The organism is Flavobacterium sp. R1_16 (assembly GCF_057652095.1).
Genome location: NZ_JBYFCG010000008.1, coordinates 80,050 through 96,884 on the forward strand (window position 1 = coordinate 80,050; position 16,835 = coordinate 96,884).

The 16,835-nt window shown below is 32.9% G+C and carries 13 protein-coding genes; 2 read left to right on the top strand and 11 right to left on the bottom strand.

The features are described 5' to 3' along the window. Positions 1-27 precede the first annotated feature (27 nt). From AC23L6_RS11980 to AC23L6_RS12005, 6 genes are all read right to left on the bottom strand, one after another. Entirely contained in the window at positions 28-2,301 is a 2,274-nt protein-coding gene (locus AC23L6_RS11980) for a helix-turn-helix domain-containing protein (protein WP_487562630.1), read from the bottom strand. 115 nt (positions 2,302-2,416) lie between these two features. Next, positions 2,417-2,998 carry an OmpH/Skp family outer membrane protein gene (locus tag AC23L6_RS11985; RefSeq protein ID WP_487562629.1) on the bottom strand — a complete coding sequence of 194 codons (582 nt, stop codon included), beginning with the start codon at positions 2,996-2,998 and terminating at the stop codon, positions 2,417-2,419. A gap of 249 nt (positions 2,999-3,247) precedes the next feature. Further along, complete coding sequence (locus tag AC23L6_RS11990) at positions 3,248-4,102, bottom strand: class I SAM-dependent methyltransferase (protein ID WP_487562628.1); 855 nt, start codon at positions 4,100-4,102, stop codon at positions 3,248-3,250. A gap of 147 nt (positions 4,103-4,249) precedes the next feature. Beyond that, a complete protein-coding gene (gene mnmG, locus AC23L6_RS11995) occupies positions 4,250-6,121 on the bottom strand; it encodes a tRNA uridine-5-carboxymethylaminomethyl(34) synthesis enzyme MnmG (RefSeq protein WP_487562627.1) in 1,872 nt (623 codons plus the stop codon). A 52-nt stretch (positions 6,122-6,173) separates the two neighbouring features. Continuing rightward, the gene (gene ybeY / locus AC23L6_RS12000) at positions 6,174-6,593 is read right to left on the bottom strand and encodes an rRNA maturation RNase YbeY (RefSeq protein WP_487562626.1); all 420 of its coding nucleotides are present in this window, start codon (positions 6,591-6,593) and stop codon (positions 6,174-6,176) included. Further along, positions 6,586-9,927: a hypothetical protein gene (locus tag AC23L6_RS12005; RefSeq protein ID WP_487562706.1), complete on the bottom strand. Its 3,342-nt coding sequence runs from the start codon at positions 9,925-9,927 to the stop codon at positions 6,586-6,588. Before AC23L6_RS12005 ends, ybeY begins: the two co-directional genes overlap by 8 nt. Positions 9,928-10,079: 152 nt before the next feature. On the opposite strand from AC23L6_RS12005, the gene gltX reads away from it, so the two are divergent. Continuing rightward, positions 10,080-11,591, top strand: coding sequence for a glutamate--tRNA ligase (gltX, locus tag AC23L6_RS12010; RefSeq protein WP_487562625.1), 1,512 nt, complete (start codon positions 10,080-10,082; stop codon positions 11,589-11,591). 10 nt (positions 11,592-11,601) lie between these two features. Here gltX and AC23L6_RS12015 read toward each other — a convergent pair whose 3' ends face one another. After that, complete coding sequence (locus tag AC23L6_RS12015; protein ID WP_487562624.1) at positions 11,602-12,261, bottom strand: outer membrane beta-barrel protein; 660 nt, start codon at positions 12,259-12,261, stop codon at positions 11,602-11,604. Between the two features lie 78 nt (positions 12,262-12,339). On the opposite strand from AC23L6_RS12015, the gene AC23L6_RS12020 reads away from it, so the two are divergent. Next, positions 12,340-13,320 carry an SPFH domain-containing protein gene (locus AC23L6_RS12020; RefSeq protein WP_487562623.1) on the top strand — a complete coding sequence of 327 codons (981 nt, stop codon included), beginning with the start codon at positions 12,340-12,342 and terminating at the stop codon, positions 13,318-13,320. 15 nt (positions 13,321-13,335) lie between these two features. Here AC23L6_RS12020 and AC23L6_RS12025 read toward each other — a convergent pair whose 3' ends face one another. The 4 genes from AC23L6_RS12025 to AC23L6_RS12040 all read right to left on the bottom strand — a co-directional run bounded on the left by AC23L6_RS12025 (position 13,336) and on the right by AC23L6_RS12040 (position 16,744). After that, entirely contained in the window at positions 13,336-13,617 is a 282-nt protein-coding gene (locus AC23L6_RS12025) for a DUF6327 family protein (protein ID WP_487562622.1), read from the bottom strand. 3 nt (positions 13,618-13,620) lie between these two features. Further along, on the bottom strand, positions 13,621-13,971 hold the full coding sequence (locus AC23L6_RS12030; RefSeq protein WP_487562621.1) for a competence protein: 351 nt from the start codon (positions 13,969-13,971) through the stop codon (positions 13,621-13,623). A 37-nt stretch (positions 13,972-14,008) separates the two neighbouring features. Then, on the bottom strand, positions 14,009-14,338 hold the full coding sequence (locus AC23L6_RS12035) for a YtxH domain-containing protein (RefSeq protein WP_487562620.1): 330 nt from the start codon (positions 14,336-14,338) through the stop codon (positions 14,009-14,011). Positions 14,339-14,641: 303 nt separating this feature from the next. Then, on the bottom strand, positions 14,642-16,744 hold the full coding sequence (locus tag AC23L6_RS12040; protein ID WP_487562619.1) for a glutamine--tRNA ligase/YqeY domain fusion protein: 2,103 nt from the start codon (positions 16,742-16,744) through the stop codon (positions 14,642-14,644). Between the last annotated feature and the right edge of the window lie 91 nt (positions 16,745-16,835).

A 16,835-nucleotide genomic window follows, 5' to 3' on the forward strand; every position in this document is an offset into this window, starting at 1 on the left:
ATTTACTTTAATATATTAAGAAGGGATTCAACTAGCCAAACTCGCCTTAAACAATTTCAATTCGTCCCAAGTAAACGTATCTCCATATTTTTCTTTCAATGGATTTAATGAATCCTCTTTATAGCCTTTAAAAGCTTGGGCCAATTCGTTGATTTTATCTTCTGCTAAAACATCAGAAATGCTTATGGTTTGATTTTCAATCAATTTAGCCAAATGCGAATGTATCGTTTGGGTTGTTAATTTTCTAATTGCGGCAATTTCTTTGACAGAATTACTCTGTTGCCACAATTCATAGGTTTCTTGAACAGTAGATTTCTTTGGTTCTTTGGTCTTAGTTGCTTTTTTTGAAGTGTAACGTTCCACGTCTAATTCGTCTTCGATAAGGGTTACATTTGCTTTTTTGAACTCGTCTTGAATGCGTTCTAATTTTCTGATTTTATAGTACTTAATTTCTTCGGAAATCAATTTTTCTTTAGAGATGGACTCACCTGATGCTATGGTTTGAATCAGTAATTTGGTCTTCATTAATTGTAAAACTGCTTTCGTTTGAACTTCTTCTAAAACAATTAATTCATCGAAATAGGCTTTTGCTTTTTTAATGCGCTTCACTTCTTCCAATTTCCAGAGAATCTCATGAACCAAATTGTCCATTGGTAGAAAGAAATAATCAAATGCCGCTTGAATTCGCTCGGATACAAAATGGGTATCGAAATTTTCGGCCGCAAAAAGCTTATCCAATTGCAACAAAAATTTTCTTGCTGGATCGACTAATTCAGCAATAATTGAAGCATTTTTCTTTGCCCAAATGGCATGTTTTGATTTTACAGCACCTTCGGTTTTGTCGTCATAACTAAATTGATGATTCCGCCATTCCTGTGCCAATTCGCTCCAATCAAAAGTATTTTTCAGATAGGAATGGATGAAATTTTTAGTTTCTAATTTGAGTGTGTTTTCTAAAACATCTTCATTGGATTTATTCAACGCATACTCCATCACATCTTGATCGTTAGAAATACCGTTCATTCTGAGCGGAGCAAGCAAAATCAACCCTTTTAGCGAACGCAATCGCGACAAGGCTACATACGCTTGCCCTGGCAGAAAAACTTGTGAAACATCCAATACCGCTTTGTCAAAAGTTAGGCCTTGACTTTTATGAACTGTGATTGCCCAAGCTAACTTTATTGGATAATGAACAAAGGTTCCTAGAACTTCTTCTTCGATTTCCTTGGTCATTTCATTCACCTTATAACGAATGTTTTGCCACTCGTATTTTTCGACTTCAATGATTGTATTTTCATCTGGAAAGTGTACCAGAATTTCCGCTTCGGAAAGTGATTGAACAACGCCCATTTTCCCATTGAAATATTTCTTTTCAAACGACAAATCATTTTTTACAAACATGACTTGTGCTCCTACTTTTAACTCTAAAATTTCTTCAACAGGATAAATTTTATCTGGAAAATCACCAACGATTTCTGGCTTATATTTCATTAATCTTCCATCTAAATCTTTCAGAGACTGCACATTAATAGCATCTGCTTTTGCATTATGAGTGGTTAAAGTAATATAACCTTCGTTGGCTTTTAAATCAAAATTAGGTTGTACATACTGATTCAGATTTTGAATGTCTTCATTTGAAATCGTATTGTTGCGAAGATTGTTCAAAATAGCAATAAACATATCGTCTGTTTGACGGAAAATTTTAGAAAGCTCAATGTATAAAGGTGGATTTTGTTGAATTACATGCGAATGAAAAAAGAATTTTCCTTGATAATACTTTCTCAATATTTTCCATTCCTCATCGCGAATTACAGGTGGCAATTGCAACAAATCGCCTATAAATAGTACTTGAACACCACCAAAGGGAATTTTTCTTTTTCGGATAGTTTGCATCATAAAATCCATGGCATCCAGCAAATCAGCACGAAGCATACTCACTTCATCAATGATAAGTAGCTCCATATTACGAATAACAGCTTTTTTCAAGCCACTCATCTTAAAGTGTCTCACCAGAGTGTTTTTGGTTTCAAATTTGACAGAATCTGAAAAATGAGGCGCTATATAATCTGGTATAAAACCTCCAAAAGGCAGTTGAAACATAGAATGAATGGTTACTCCAGCAGCATTCAAAGCAGCTATTCCTGTGGGAGCAACGACTACGACATTTTTATGTGTAGTTTGAATTATTTCTTTTAAAAGGGTGGTTTTTCCTGTTCCTGCTTTTCCAGTCAGAAAAATGGAGCGATTGGTTTGATTGATGAATTGTAGGGTGTACTTTCCGGCGTTAGATAAATTTTCCATTTGGCGTATAAAATTAAAATATAAAAGTAAAAAGAATCCTCGAAAAAAACTCTATTTCAATAAAAAAGCCTTCATTCTTAATAGAGTGAAGGCTTTAATTGATTTTGACATCAATTTATTTCTTTTTTTCCGTTGTTTCAGTTTCTTTTTTAGCTTCAACTTTTGAACCCGATTTGTATTTGTCGTTTAATAATTTCACGATTTCTTTTGTAATATCATATTTGTCTTGTGCGTACAAAATAGAAACCGCATCTCCTGTTCCATATATGTAATCATAGCCTTTTTCTTTACCATACTCCTTAATGAATTTTTTTACATTCTTTACTAATGTATCCATCTCTGTTCCACTTTCCTCCTGTAATTGTCTTACCAAAGCTTGCTGCGCATAGCTTAGCTCTTGTTCTCTTTTTTGTAATTCTGCACCTTTTTGTTGTGCCCAAGCTTGTCCGTTGAGTTGTGCATTTTTTTGAAAATTTGATGCCTCATATTTAAAACGAGCCACTTCATTTTCTAATTCCTTCCCCATTTCATCCGATTTGGTTTTGTATTTAGCTTCTATATCTTTTGCTTCAATGTATTCTTCAAGTAATTTAGACGTGTCTACGTAGGCTGTTTTTACTGCTGCAACTTCTGTAGTTTTTGTATTGCAAGAAACAATAGAAATTGCTACAGCAATAATTAGAATAGATTTTTTCATTTTATGATTTTATATTAATTTTTTTCGTTGGAACCAAATGTATAAATTTTTTACATTATAAATTTTACATCTTAAAAATTATATTATTTCTTAACCTTGTTTTGGTATAAGAGGAATTTATTATACAAAACTTTTAAATAATTAAAAATTATTGATTTTAAATCTAAATAAAGCGTTTTAACGATTGATTTTTGTTTTTTTGAGCAAATGGTTGTTTAGTGGTAAAATCGTTAATTGACGGTTTTAATTTCAATTTTTATGGTTTTTAATTACATAAATGTGTGATGAATATTCCATTTTCTGATTTCCGACCCAATTCGATTTTAAACCTATGTAAAATGCTTTTAAAAAATTCATTCTTCCAGATTTATATTTCTCAGATAATAATGAAACATAAAAAGAGTCAAATTTCATTGGCAATACTTTTATAAGTTGCAAGCCTTCCTTTTTGAAAAGAGATTGAATAGCTGTTTTGGAAAAATGCCACAGATGTCTTGGAACATCATAAGCAGCCCAAAAAGCACCATAATATTTAGCATCAAAAGAATTAAAATTTGGAACAGCAATTAGTATTGTTCCCCCAGGTTTTAATAATCGATTCAATTCGACAATTTGTTTTTCGACATCGGGTACATGTTCTAAAACATGCCACATGGTGATCACGTCAATAGAAGCGTCATCTAAGTCACTTGTATTCTCCACAAAAGCAACTCCTTTTTTTAAGGCTATATCTTTTGCTTTTTTGTTAGGTTCTACTCCAACGCACTGCCAACTATCTTTTTTTGCAACGCTCAAAAATTCACCAGTTCCAGCACCAATATCAAGCAAAGTACCTTTTGAAGTTTGCAAACTATTTATCAAATTGAGCTTATTCTTTAATGCAATACTTTTAATGAAATGATAAACTTTTTCGAATAAAGAACGCTTTCCATCGGTATGTGAAATATAATCTTCACTTTCGTAATAACTGGGCAAATTTTGTTCGCTGGGTTGTGGATGGGTGTAGACTAAGTCTATTTCTTTATCATGATATAATTTAAAAGTTTCCTTTGAAACAGAATGATCTTTTACTGTTAGAAATAGCTGATGATTTGAAATATCCATTATTTTTATAAAATTTCTTTTGCTTTTTATGTTACTTCATTAGTAACTTCTCTTCTTTTAACCAAAGAATCTCTGGTTTAATCACATGAAAAGCATTGTTATACTACTGAATTAAAGAGTTTTTATTATTCGTTCCACGTGAAACACTTATCTTCCCATGTAAATAAGTAACACGGAAATGTCGCTAGGAGAAACACCACTAATTCTTGAAGCTTGTGAAATAGTTATAGGTCGAATAGTGCTTAATTTCTGTTTTGCTTCAATAGACATGGATTTAATCTTATTGTAATCAAAAAATTCTGGGATTTTAACATCCTCTAAACGCGTTAATTTGTCTGCATTATTTCTTTCTTTTTCTATATATCCAGAATACTTAACTTGTATTTCAGCTTGCTCTAAAATCTCTTGATCGATATTATTATCGTCTATATATTCTTTCACTTTTTCAAACTTCATCATATCTTCTAATTCAATTTGAGGTCTGGAAAAAATCTTAAACATCTTATCGGATTGAGATACTAAAGCGGTTTCTTTTGCTTCAAGTATAGGATTTGCCTCAAGATGAGTAACGCTTGTTTCTTTAAAAAAAGTAACCATTTTTTCAGATTCTTTCAGCTTATATTCCATTCTACGAAGACGTTTTTCAGTTGCTAAACCAATTTCATATGACTTTGGTGTTAACCTAAAATCAGCGTTGTCTTGACGAAGAAGTGTTCTGTATTCTGCTCTTGAAGTAAACATTCTGTATGGTTCTTCAGTACCTTTTGTAATCAAATCATCTATTAGAACACCGATATAAGCTTCATCCCTTTTTAAAATCATTGGTTCTTTTTCCTGAACTTTTAATGCGGCATTTATACCGGCCATTAAACCCTGTGAAGCAGCTTCCTCATATCCTGTAGTACCATTAATTTGACCAGCAAAATACAGCCCTTCAACTAATTTAGTCTCCAGAGTGTGTTTCAATTGAGTAGGTGGAAAATAATCGTATTCGATGGCATAGCCTGGTCTAAAAAACTTTACTTTCTCAAACCCAACTACAGAACGTAGTGCTTTATATTGAATGTCTTCGGGTAAAGAAGTTGAAAAACCATTCACATAAACCTCAACCGTATTCCAACCTTCGGGCTCAACAAACAACTGATGTCTTTCTTTGTCAGCAAATCGATTGATTTTATCTTCGATTGAAGGACAATATCTTGGACCAAGACTTTTTATTCTCCCATTAAACATAGGTGATCTATCAAAACCTTCTCTTAAAATATCATGAACTTCTAGAGAAGTATAAGTCATGTAACAAGATTTTTGATAAATTAGTGGAGAAGTAATATCAGAATATGAAAATTTATCGGGTTTAGCATCGCCTTTTTCTTCATTCATTTTAGAATAATCTAAAGAACGACCATCAACTCTTGGCGGGGTTCCTGTCTTCATTCTTCCAGCCTCGAAACCCGCTCTAATTAAATCTTCCGTAATTCCGTATGCTGCACTCTCGCCTGCTCTACCTCCGCCAAATTGTTTTTCTCCTATATGAATCAATCCATTTAAAAAAGTACCATTAGTCAAAACAACTGTTTTAGCTTTTATTTCAACTCCTAAAGAAGTTCTAATCCCATTAATCTTGCCATTTTCAATAATAAGTCCCGAAACCATTTCTTGGTAAAAATCGAGATTAGGCGTTTGCTCCAGCATCAATCTCCATTCTTCAGCGAAACGCATTCTATCACTCTGAACCCTTGGCGACCACATAGCCGGGCCTTTAGATTTATTGAGCATCTTAAATTGAATAGCTGTTTTATCAGAAACAATTCCTGAATAACCACCAAGAGCATCAATCTCACGAACAATTTGTCCTTTAGCAATTCCGCCCATGGCAGGATTGCATGACATTTGTGCTATGTTTTGCAAACTCATAGTAACCAACAAGGTTTTACATCCTAAATTTGCAGCAGAGGCGGCAGCTTCTGAACCAGCATGACCTGCACCAACCACAACCACATCATATACGTCTTGAAACATTTGGAATTTACTTTTAGTTTGTATTCTAGAATCTGATTAAGATTCGGTTTATTTATTGTTCCACGTGAAACATTTTTATTTTTTCATCTTCCTTACTCCGCATCAAAAGCTCGTCTTTTTCAGATTTGTCTTTATATCCACAATAATGTAACACGCCATGAGCCATTACGCGCTTAAGCTCTTCATCAAAAGAAACATTGAAATCAACAGCATTTTCTTTCACTCTTTCGATTGAAATAAAAATATCTCCGTGTAATTCATTTCCTACAGAATAATCGAAACTTATAATGTCAGTAAGTGTGTCGTGATTTAAATACTGTTGGTTAATTTCAACTAAATACTCGTCATCACAAAATATATAGTTTATATCTCCTTCCTTCTTCTTTTCTGATAGTATAACGCGTGACAACCATTCAATGATTTGATTTTCATTGTCTAATTGAAATTCTGTTTCATAATTAAAACTAATCATTGCTTTTGAAATATTCTTGAACTCTCTTATTAAAATTGGAGCGCAAAGGTAAGCTTTGTCTATTTAAAATCTCAATACTATTTATGTATTCTTGCAAACTATTGGGTAATGCATTGTTTTTGCCGTTAAAATCCTTCTTGTTTGTTTGTGATTGCCTTTTCTGTTCTTCACCTTGCTCTTGAATCGCTTTTTCAAGTTTAAGCAACTCTTGCTGTACTTTCAGTACCTTCTGAAAAACCTCATTTTTAAAACCTTTGTTTAATAACTGCTTTTCAATATCTTTCATTTCATCAAGAGTTCCTTGTCCATTTCCGCCCATTCCTTTCTTGTTAAGTTCATTTTGTATAGCTTCTCGAAGTTGCTTTTGTTCTTTATATATTTCCATAATATCTCTTGCATCGCCTTCACCATCTAAACCGTTTTCTCCTTGTTTCTGACCTTGACCATCTCCAGAACCCGGTTTTCCTTCCTTTCCAGATTTTCCTTTATTGCCCTCTCCTGATTTGTTTCCTTCACCTGGCTTTTCACCTTTTTTCATACCTTCTTTCATCTTCTCTCCAATTCCTTTCTGTTTTTGAATAATATCAGGCAACTGCATACCTTGTCCTTGACCCTTTCCTGGTTTAGGTTTACCTTGTCCCATTCCTGATAATGACATTTGCATGCTGTTTAAAATGTCACTCAAAAAATCAGCTAACTTATTTGATGCTGAAATAGCGTATTGCTGGTGAGATAACCCTTTAGGCATTTGAGCTTCGACTAGATTTTCTATGGATTTATCAATATTATAATGAACATTTCCTATTTCCTTTGTTACATCTTCGGCGATTTTTGGATTGCGCAATGACATAGCAAATAAACTATCGTCAACATGCTTGAACTGTTGTTTTAAATCTTGTTGCAATTTCAAGTTTTTATTAAAAGAGGGCGAACCTCGTTTAAGACCTTTGAATTGACCCATGAGCTCCTCTTGTGAAAATGAGAAAACTAATAAATTATCTAAAATTTGACGAAGCATTTTAACATCTTCTTCCAGTTCCTCCATTTCACCTTCCGCCATACTTTGTTCCATCTTCATAGACATTTCTTTCATCTTTTTTGAAGCACTTTTTTGTTTTGGCTTAGCCTTTCCTTTGTTTTCCTTCTGTAACTCTTCTGAAGCTTTTTTTAAATCTTCATCGATACTCTTTTCTTTTTCTGCATCTTTTGGAATATCTAATGGTGATTTTAATTCCTTATTTTCCTTATCTAAGTCTTTTAAATCTTCTTGAATCTTATCGAATTCTTTGTTAATTTCCTCTTGTTTATCAGTATTATTCTCCTTTTCATTATCGGATAATTTATCTTGCTTTTCAGACAATTTATCTAATTTATCCGCCAACTGTTCTGCTTTTTTCTCCACATAATATTTCTTAGTCAACTCTACAAGCTGTTCTAAATTTTTAGTTTGATTTTTACTATTTTGCTTGAACTGATCCAACTTTTCCAGTAACTCTTCGTTTTTGATTTTATCATTTAATTCCTTGAGTTCATCTAAAAGCTTTTTATTCTTCTCTAAATCAGTATTGGCTTTATCTAAACGTTTTTGCAACTCCTCATTAAATTCATCTTTTTTGTCAGTTTTAAACTTCTCTAGATTATCCTTCATTTTCTCAGAAAACTCTTTCATCATTTCATCTTGTTGTTTCTGACGCTTGATAAAATCATTTACTTTCTGTTGGTCTTTAAACTCTAGATTATCTTTTTCTTTTCCAACTTTTTGCAATTTTTCTATTTCAGAAATTTGCTTATCCTGATTTTTTAAAGACTTCTGTAGACTATTGATATTGCTATTCTGCTGTTGCAAAATCTGATCTTCTTTTTCCTCATCAGTAGCTATTCTATTGGAAAAAACAGAAGATTTTGTGCTTTTAAAATTATGAATTGCATCGTTATCAAAAACCTCAAAATAATACTCATAGGAAACGCCTTGTTCGACGGGAAGATTGCTTGGAAAAGAAAAAATAAATTGATCGTAATTAGAAGTTTTGACCGATATTATTCCACGTTTAGCCGTTTGTGGTTTGTCTCTTTCATAATAAACTACTTGAAGTTTAGTCAATCCATAATCATCTGAAATTTGACCAAAAAGATAATTTTTATCCACCTTTAAACTATCTGGAGCATTGTTGACACTAATCGTAGGAAATTGATCCTTAATAACCGAAATCTGATAATTCAATTTCTCATAATCCTTTACTTTATCATTTGATGTACGTATTTGATATTCTGTATTTTGAGAAATGTTTTTAGATAAAGTAAACGTATTTTCGGACTTTGAAAATGGAAAACTCGACTTTAAATCAGACCAATTTACACTTTGAGTGGCTTGAGTACTCATTCTCCAAGTGACGCGTGTGCCTTCGGGAATAATCGCATTTCCTGTACCTTTTATAATTTCGGGATTTTTCTTTATGTACAACGGAAAATTCAACAGCATTTCAAAATTGGCGATTGAAGGAACCGCAACAACATTAAGTTGAAAATCCTTTGAAGAAACAGCATTAGCTTCAACATGAAAGGAAATGCCTTCGGTAGGATTAGTAATTTTAAACTGAAATTCACCCGTTCCAGTAGTTTCCATGAAATAACTCTCGTTATTAATAAAAATCATGGCGGTTTCTGGAAGTATCTTTCCTTCTGCTTTAATGCGAAAAACAAAATCTTTGTTTTGTTCCGTTTGTAACTTATCGTTTAAAACAACAAATTCAAATGGTGCTGGTGGAAGAAATTGTTCTTTAAAATGCACCACTCTATTTAAACTTTGAGAAATAATCGTACTATTTCCCGATAAATAAAAGAAGGCAAAAAATAATATCGGAAGAATGGCTAACGGTAAAAACTTCTTATTGGCATTGAAATTAACAGCATTCCCAAAAGGAATCGGTTGCAAAGCATTTGCTTTTTGCTCAATAGATGCCACTAATAGTTCTGATTGATTTTTATCCTCTGCTAATTGAAGAAAGTTAATCAGTTTATCACTTACTTCCGAAAAATGATTGCCTATAATTGTAGATGCTTCTTTATAGTCAATTCCTCTTTGAAGCTTAAACAATCTAAATAATGGAAAAAGAATAAATCGAAACAACAGAAAAAACTCAACAAAAACAAAAGTCCAAAATAAAATCGTTCTTCCTATTGGTTTTAACCAAAGAAAATACTCCACAAAAAGCGTAAAAAGAAAATACAACAAGCCTAAACCTATAAAGAAAATGATTCCTCTAATGAGTTCATTAGTGTAATATTTCTTAATAAAAGCTTCTAATTTTTGATAAATGACATTCGAAGATTCCAATGATTTCAATTTGTTTTACTAACCGATAAAAGTACAATTTTATCTGAATTGCAAAACGTTAAAAAAATCTCAACTTTTATAGGTCTTAAAAAGGCTTCTATCCTATTTAAAATAAACCGCTGAAAACGTATCTTTGCACAAAATTGTATCCAATGTCGAAACAAGTTCGTGTGCGTTTTGCACCAAGTCCAACGGGACCTTTACATATTGGCGGTGTTCGAACCGCTTTATTCAATTATTTATTTGCTAAAAAAAATAACGGAATTTTTTATTTGCGTATTGAAGATACCGACCAAAACCGATTTGTTCCTGGCGCAGAAGAATATATTATGGAAGCTTTGGAATGGCTTGGAATTGCTCCAGATGAAACTGTTGGCAAAAACGAAAAATTTGGACCTTACCGTCAATCCGAAAGAAAACAGTTGTACCAACAATATGCTGATGCATTGATTGAATCTGGAAATGCTTACTATGCTTTTGATACTGCAGCCTCATTGGATTTTCATAGAAAACAACACGAAGAACAAGGAAAAACATTTATTTACAACCATCACAATAGAGAAAAATTAGATACTTCGTTAGTGATTTCTGCTGAAGAAACGGCTAAAAGAATTGCAAATGGTGAAGAATATGTAATCCGTTTTAAAACTCCTGTAAATGAAACCTTGCATTTGCATGATATCATTCGTGGGGATATTAAATTTGAAACCAATTTATTAGACGACAAAGTTTTATTCAAATCAGATGGAATGCCAACCTACCATTTGGCTAACATTGTAGACGACCATTTGATGGAAACATCTCACGTCATACGTGGTGAAGAATGGTTGCCTTCAATGCCTTTACATGTTTTGTTGTATCGAGCATTTAAATGGGAAGCACCTGAATTTGCTCATTTACCTTTGATTTTAAAACCTGTCGGAAACGGAAAATTATCCAAACGTGATGGCGATAAACTAGGATTTCCTGTTTTTCCACTAGATTGGACAGATCCAATCTCTGGGGAAAAATCCTCTGGTTATAGAGAAAAGGGATTTTTTCCAGAGGCAGTTATCAACTTTTTAACATTATTGGGTTGGAATGATGGCACTGATCAAGAGTTATTTTCTTTGTCAGAATTAGTGGAAAAATTTGACTTAAACAGAGTACATAAAGCTGGAGCTAAATTTGATCCTGAAAAAAACAAATGGTTCAACCATCACTACTTAATCCAACAAAATGATAGTGATTTAGCAAAAGCATTCGCTGGTATTGTAAAAGAAAAAGGATTTTCTGTATCTGAGGATATTTTAATAAAAATCGTTGCCGCAATCAAAGAAAGAGCCCATTTTGTTTCAGATTTCTGGGATTTGGCAGATTACTTTTTCATAGCTCCATCGTCTTACGATGAAAAAGCATCAAAAAACTGGAATTCAGCAACACCTGCTTTAATGCAAGAATTGATTTCGGTTTTAGAAAACATTGGCGATTTTATATCACTAAATATCGAAACGACTGTAAAAGATTGGATGACCAAAAACGAAATCGGAATGGGAAAAGTCATGCAGCCTTTTCGTTTGAGCTTGGTTGGAGCTCTAAAAGGCCCACATCTTTTTGATATTGTGGAACTACTTGGAAAAGAGGAAACGATTAAGAGATTGGAAAAAGCTATTGCTACTCTTTAAAATCTATAAACTAAAGATTGAACAATATCTGGCCACTTAGAATTCCAAGATGACCAGTAAATTTACTTGAATTGTTTTGTTGTAATTCTGGTTTTTGATTCAAATTATTCAGAATATTATTCACTCCATATTGGTAACAAATTATGGCGCGAATACGTCTGTTTCCCGCAGAAATTCCAGCATAAAGATTCCCGTTAAATGTGTTGATATCAATAATATCTTTTGCTGTTAATGTGGTTCCTGAAACAATATTATCTTCAAATCTAGAATCAATTTTCAGCTTTCCGTTTACTTGCAAAACAGGACCAAAATCCAATGAAACGTGATCTTTAACAATATTATAGCTCAATAATAATCGAATTTGTGCACTAGCCAAAGTATATTTCAAATCTTGTTTTTTTAAGAATGGACTACTTAATGTAGCTACAGTAAAATTGTTTTCAGAAAATTGCATTCCAAAAATCATACTAAAATCATTGTAGTAATTTCCTCTAACAGACAAGCCTCCTACCCAACCCAATTCTGGTTTGGTATCAAAATTTTTCGTTGTTAATGTAGTCTGAGTTACACCAAGTGTAATGCCTATTCGGTTTCCATCCCTATACCCATATTGTGCAGTAGCAATTACGGAAAGCAATAAAAAGGCTGATACTAGATATTTCTTTTTCATATAATTAAGGATATCGTCGACAAACCTAAAATAAATTTTGTAATTTAACCCAACTTTATTAACTTAATTTAAATCGTTATGGATATTGCATTGATTGTTCTTTTGGTTTTTGGTTTATTTATTTTCTTTTCCTCTTTTTTTACAGTCAAACAACAAACTTCGGTTATCATCGAGCGTTTTGGAAAATTTATAAGCGTTAGAAATTCTGGATTGCATTTAAAAATTCCTTTAATCGACAGAATTGCCGGTCGTGTTAATCTAAAAATTCAACAGCTGGATGTCATCATCGAAACCAAAACAAAAGATAATGTTTTTGTGAAAATGAAAGTTTCTGTTCAGTTTAAGGTCATTCAAGATAAAGTATATGACGCTTTCTATAAATTAGAATATCCACATGATCAAATTACCGCTTATGTCTTTGACGTGGTTCGAGCTGAAGTTCCAAAACTAAAACTAGATGATGTTTTTGAAAGAAAAGACGATATTGCCATTGCGGTAAAACGTGAACTTAATGAAGCCATGACCACTTACGGTTATGACATTATCAACACTTTAGTTACTGATATAGACCCCGATATTCAGGTAAAAAATGCAATGAACCGAATTAATGCTGCCGACAGAGAAAAAACAGCTGCCGAATTTGAAGGTGAAAGCACAAGAATTAGAATTGTTGCCAAAGCTAAAGCAGAAGCAGAAAGTAAACGCCTTCAAGGTCAAGGAATCGCTGACCAAAGAAGAGAAATTGCACGTGGTCTTTTAGAAAGTGTCGAGGTTTTGAACAGTGTAGGGATTAATTCTCAGGAAGCATCGGCTTTGATTGTGGTAACCCAACATTATGATACGCTACAAGCTATAGGAGCTGATGCCAATTCAAATTTAATTTTACTTCCAAATTCCCCTCAAGCCGGAAGCGATATGTTGAATAATATGGTGGCGTCATTTTCGGCATCCAACCAAGTAGGCGAAATGATGAAAAATAATAATAAGAAAACAAGGCCTAAAAAAGAAGATGAAAATCTAGGAACAAAATCCACTGAAACTCCTGAAGAAGAAGTTTAAAAGAAAAAGAGGCCGTTAAGCCTCTTTTTTTATGTTTTTGGATATCCATTTTTTAATGTAAGGAACAACTTTATTCAAAACAAATGGTGTTGCCATGCTTAGTACAACTCCATAAGGCCCTTTGAGAGCTGAACCTGACGAACTGATTAAATTAGTCACAATACCTATAGGCGTCAAAGTTTCTTTGGTTTTCTGTACACTTTGCATCATTTTGCGATAATGAATTTCTTTCTCTAATTTCAAAATTGCTAATTCACTATCGATTTCTGCGTACGAAGAATATTTTTTAGTTGCCATACATTAATCGTTAAAAAAGATTTCTGAGAACTTCTCTAAAATTGGACCTTCAACAATCTTATCTTTTATCAAGAAAAAGATAACTGAAAAAATCAAATATACTCCACCCATTATGAGAAATCCGTAGGGATAACTACCAAGTAAATTACCTATGGCTAAAGCAGCTGCAACCGAAAAAAACAACAAGACCATACTCAAACACAAAACAATTAGTGCAAATTTCAAAATCATGGTTGTGGATTTCATGGCCACTTTAAAACCCCATAATTTATAATAAGCCAAATTGGTTTCAAAAAAAGCCTGAGCCTGGTCCTGTATATTTTCAGTATGCTCTTTTAATTCTTCAAAAGCCATAATCGTGGTTTTAGGTTTTTGCTATTCTAAACTTGAACTAATTTTGAAGTTTAGCATTTTGTTCTTTTAGGTCGGCTAATTTCGTTTCTAAAAAAGAAATTACATCTTCGCTTTTGTGATTCATATTAGAAACCAAATCTTCATAGGTTTCTTCCAAATCATATTTTGCGTGTGAAAATTTATCTTTAATTCCTTTTGATGCTTTTTGCAATTTGCGTAGCAAATTATCTTTGACATCATCATAACCGTCTTTAATTTTTTCTCGAGTTTTAGAACCTTTATCGGGAGCAAACAAAATTCCTATTCCTGCTCCAATTGCAGCTCCTGCTAAAAGAGCTATCAATACATTTCCTGTGTTGTTTGACATGACTTTATTATTTAAATTAATACTAGTCTAAAGTTACGAAATACTATAGCTATCCTCTGTTAATAAGATGTTAAAAGGATTTCACTTTTTGACAAAACAATCAAAATAAAGCCTTTGGTGGAAAGAAAAAATAATAAATATCATTTGTGTTGCGGAATTAATAAAATGGTCTTAAAATCGATTTAAAAAGGTTGTTTTTAATTAACAAAATCGATATAATTTTTATTTTTAATAAGAATTTACAATTATTAGAAAAAGCGCTTTTGTTAAGCGCTTTTCATATTCAAAATCTATAGTTGGGCCTTATATTTTAATAGCGGTAAGTAGTACTAAAACTTTTTCGTTTTTTTCTACTTTTCTTAGTTCAGTTAATTGAATTTTAAAATCATCAAAATGATTTACATCGTTAACCAAATTTTGAATACCAAAAATTCGAACGGAAGCCAATTGACTTTTTAATGACATGGAATATAATTTTACCAAAGACTCTTTTTCAATATCTTTATAGGAAATAGTATTAGAATGATGTAAAATCAAATTAGCAAACAAAAGTGAATTATTATCGTTCTTGATGTTCTTCACAATTGTTTGTACTAATAAACTAAAATTATCAATACTTTTAATGTTAGAAACAATCGTTTCAAGAATCGAAACTGCAGCAGTTTCCTCTTTCTCTTTCACATATTTATTGATTTCTTTTTGGGTAGCTATCAATACATTTTCTTCTTTTTTGCCCTTTTCTTCCCAACTATCTTTTAACCCAACGGTTTTATTAAAAACGAGTTGAGTCGCCGTTGAGTCTTTATCTACTGTGAAATAACCCAAACGTTGAAACTGAAATTTATCTTCGTTTTTAGCCTCTTTTAAACTTGGCTCCACAAATCCTTTTACAATTTTTAAAGAATCTGGATTTACAAATTCTAAAAAATCTTTCTCTTTATGACTATCGGGAGCTTCGTCCGTAAATAATCTATCGTACAGTCTAACTTCAGCTTCTAGCGCATGCGCAATTGACACCCAATGTAATGTTCCTGAAACTTTGCGCTGACTGGCTTCTGTTCCGCTTCCGCTAAGACTTTCTGTGTCATAGGTAACGTGAATTTCTGTAATGTTGCCTTGAGCATCTTTAACAACACTTTCGCCTTTAATGATATAGGCGTTTTTCAATCGTACTTCTTTTCCAATACTTAAACGGAAAAATTTTGCGGGAGCTTCTTCTAGAAAATCGTCCCTTTCAATGTATAATTCTCTTGAAAAAGGTACTTTTCTAAAAGTTATTTCTTCATCTTCGGGATTATTTTCTGCTTCTAACCACTCTTCTTTTCCTTCAGGATAATTGGTAATAACTAATTTTACTGGGTCAAGAACAGCCATTACTCGAGGAGCAATTTTATTTAAATCCTCACGAACACAGTATTCTAATACAGAAACGTTAATCAAATTATCGCGTTTGGCAATTCCGATAGTAGCAGCAAAATTCCGAATAGAAGCTGCTGTGTAGCCTCTTCGTCGCAAACCAGAAATGGTAGACATTCTTGGGTCGTCCCAACCTGTAACATGATTTTCTTTTACCAATTGCAATAATTTTCTTTTACTAACAACAGTATGGCTTAAATTTCTACGAGCAAACTCTCTTTGTTTTGGACGAACATTAGAAGCATCATATATCTGGTCTAAAAACCAATCGTATAACTCTCTATGAGGCAAAAATTCTAAGGTACAGAAAGAGTGTGAAATTTGTTCAATATAATCGCTTTCGCCATGAGCCCAATCATACATTGGATAGATACACCAATCATCTCCTGTTCTATGGTGATGTTTGTGTAAAATACGGTACATGATAGGATCACGCATCAACATATTTGTCGATTTCATATCAATTTTAGCACGTAATATGTGAGTGCCTTCGGGAAATTCACCTTTTTTCATTCGTTCAAAAAGATCTAAATTCTCTTCAACCGAACGATTTCTGTAAGGGCTATCGGTTCCAAAAGTGGATGGAGTTCCTTTTTGTTGTGCCATTTCTTCAGAAGTTTGGCTGTCAACATAGGCTTTTCCTTTTTTGATAAAATCAACAGCCCAGTCGTACAACTGCTGAAAATAATCCGAAGCATATCGCTCTTCCGACCACTCATATCCCAACCATTGAACATCTCTTTTTATGGCGTCTACAAACTCTTGCTCTTCTTTTGCGGGATTGGTATCATCAAAACGTAAATTAACAGGAGCTTTGTAATCAATTCCTAATCCAAAATTCAAGCAAATAGCACTGGCGTGACCAATGTGTAAATACCCATTGGGTTCTGGCGGAAAGCGAAAACGTAATTTGTCTTGAGACAAACCATTTTTTAAATCCTCTTCAATAATTTGCTCAATAAAATTAAGTGATTTTTCTTCGGTTGACATTTTTTGTTTAATTTTAGCAAAGATAAAAAAAGCTAGTTAAAATGGTTTAAAGTTTAAGGTTTAAAGTTGCTCTAGTTAACTTTAAACCTTA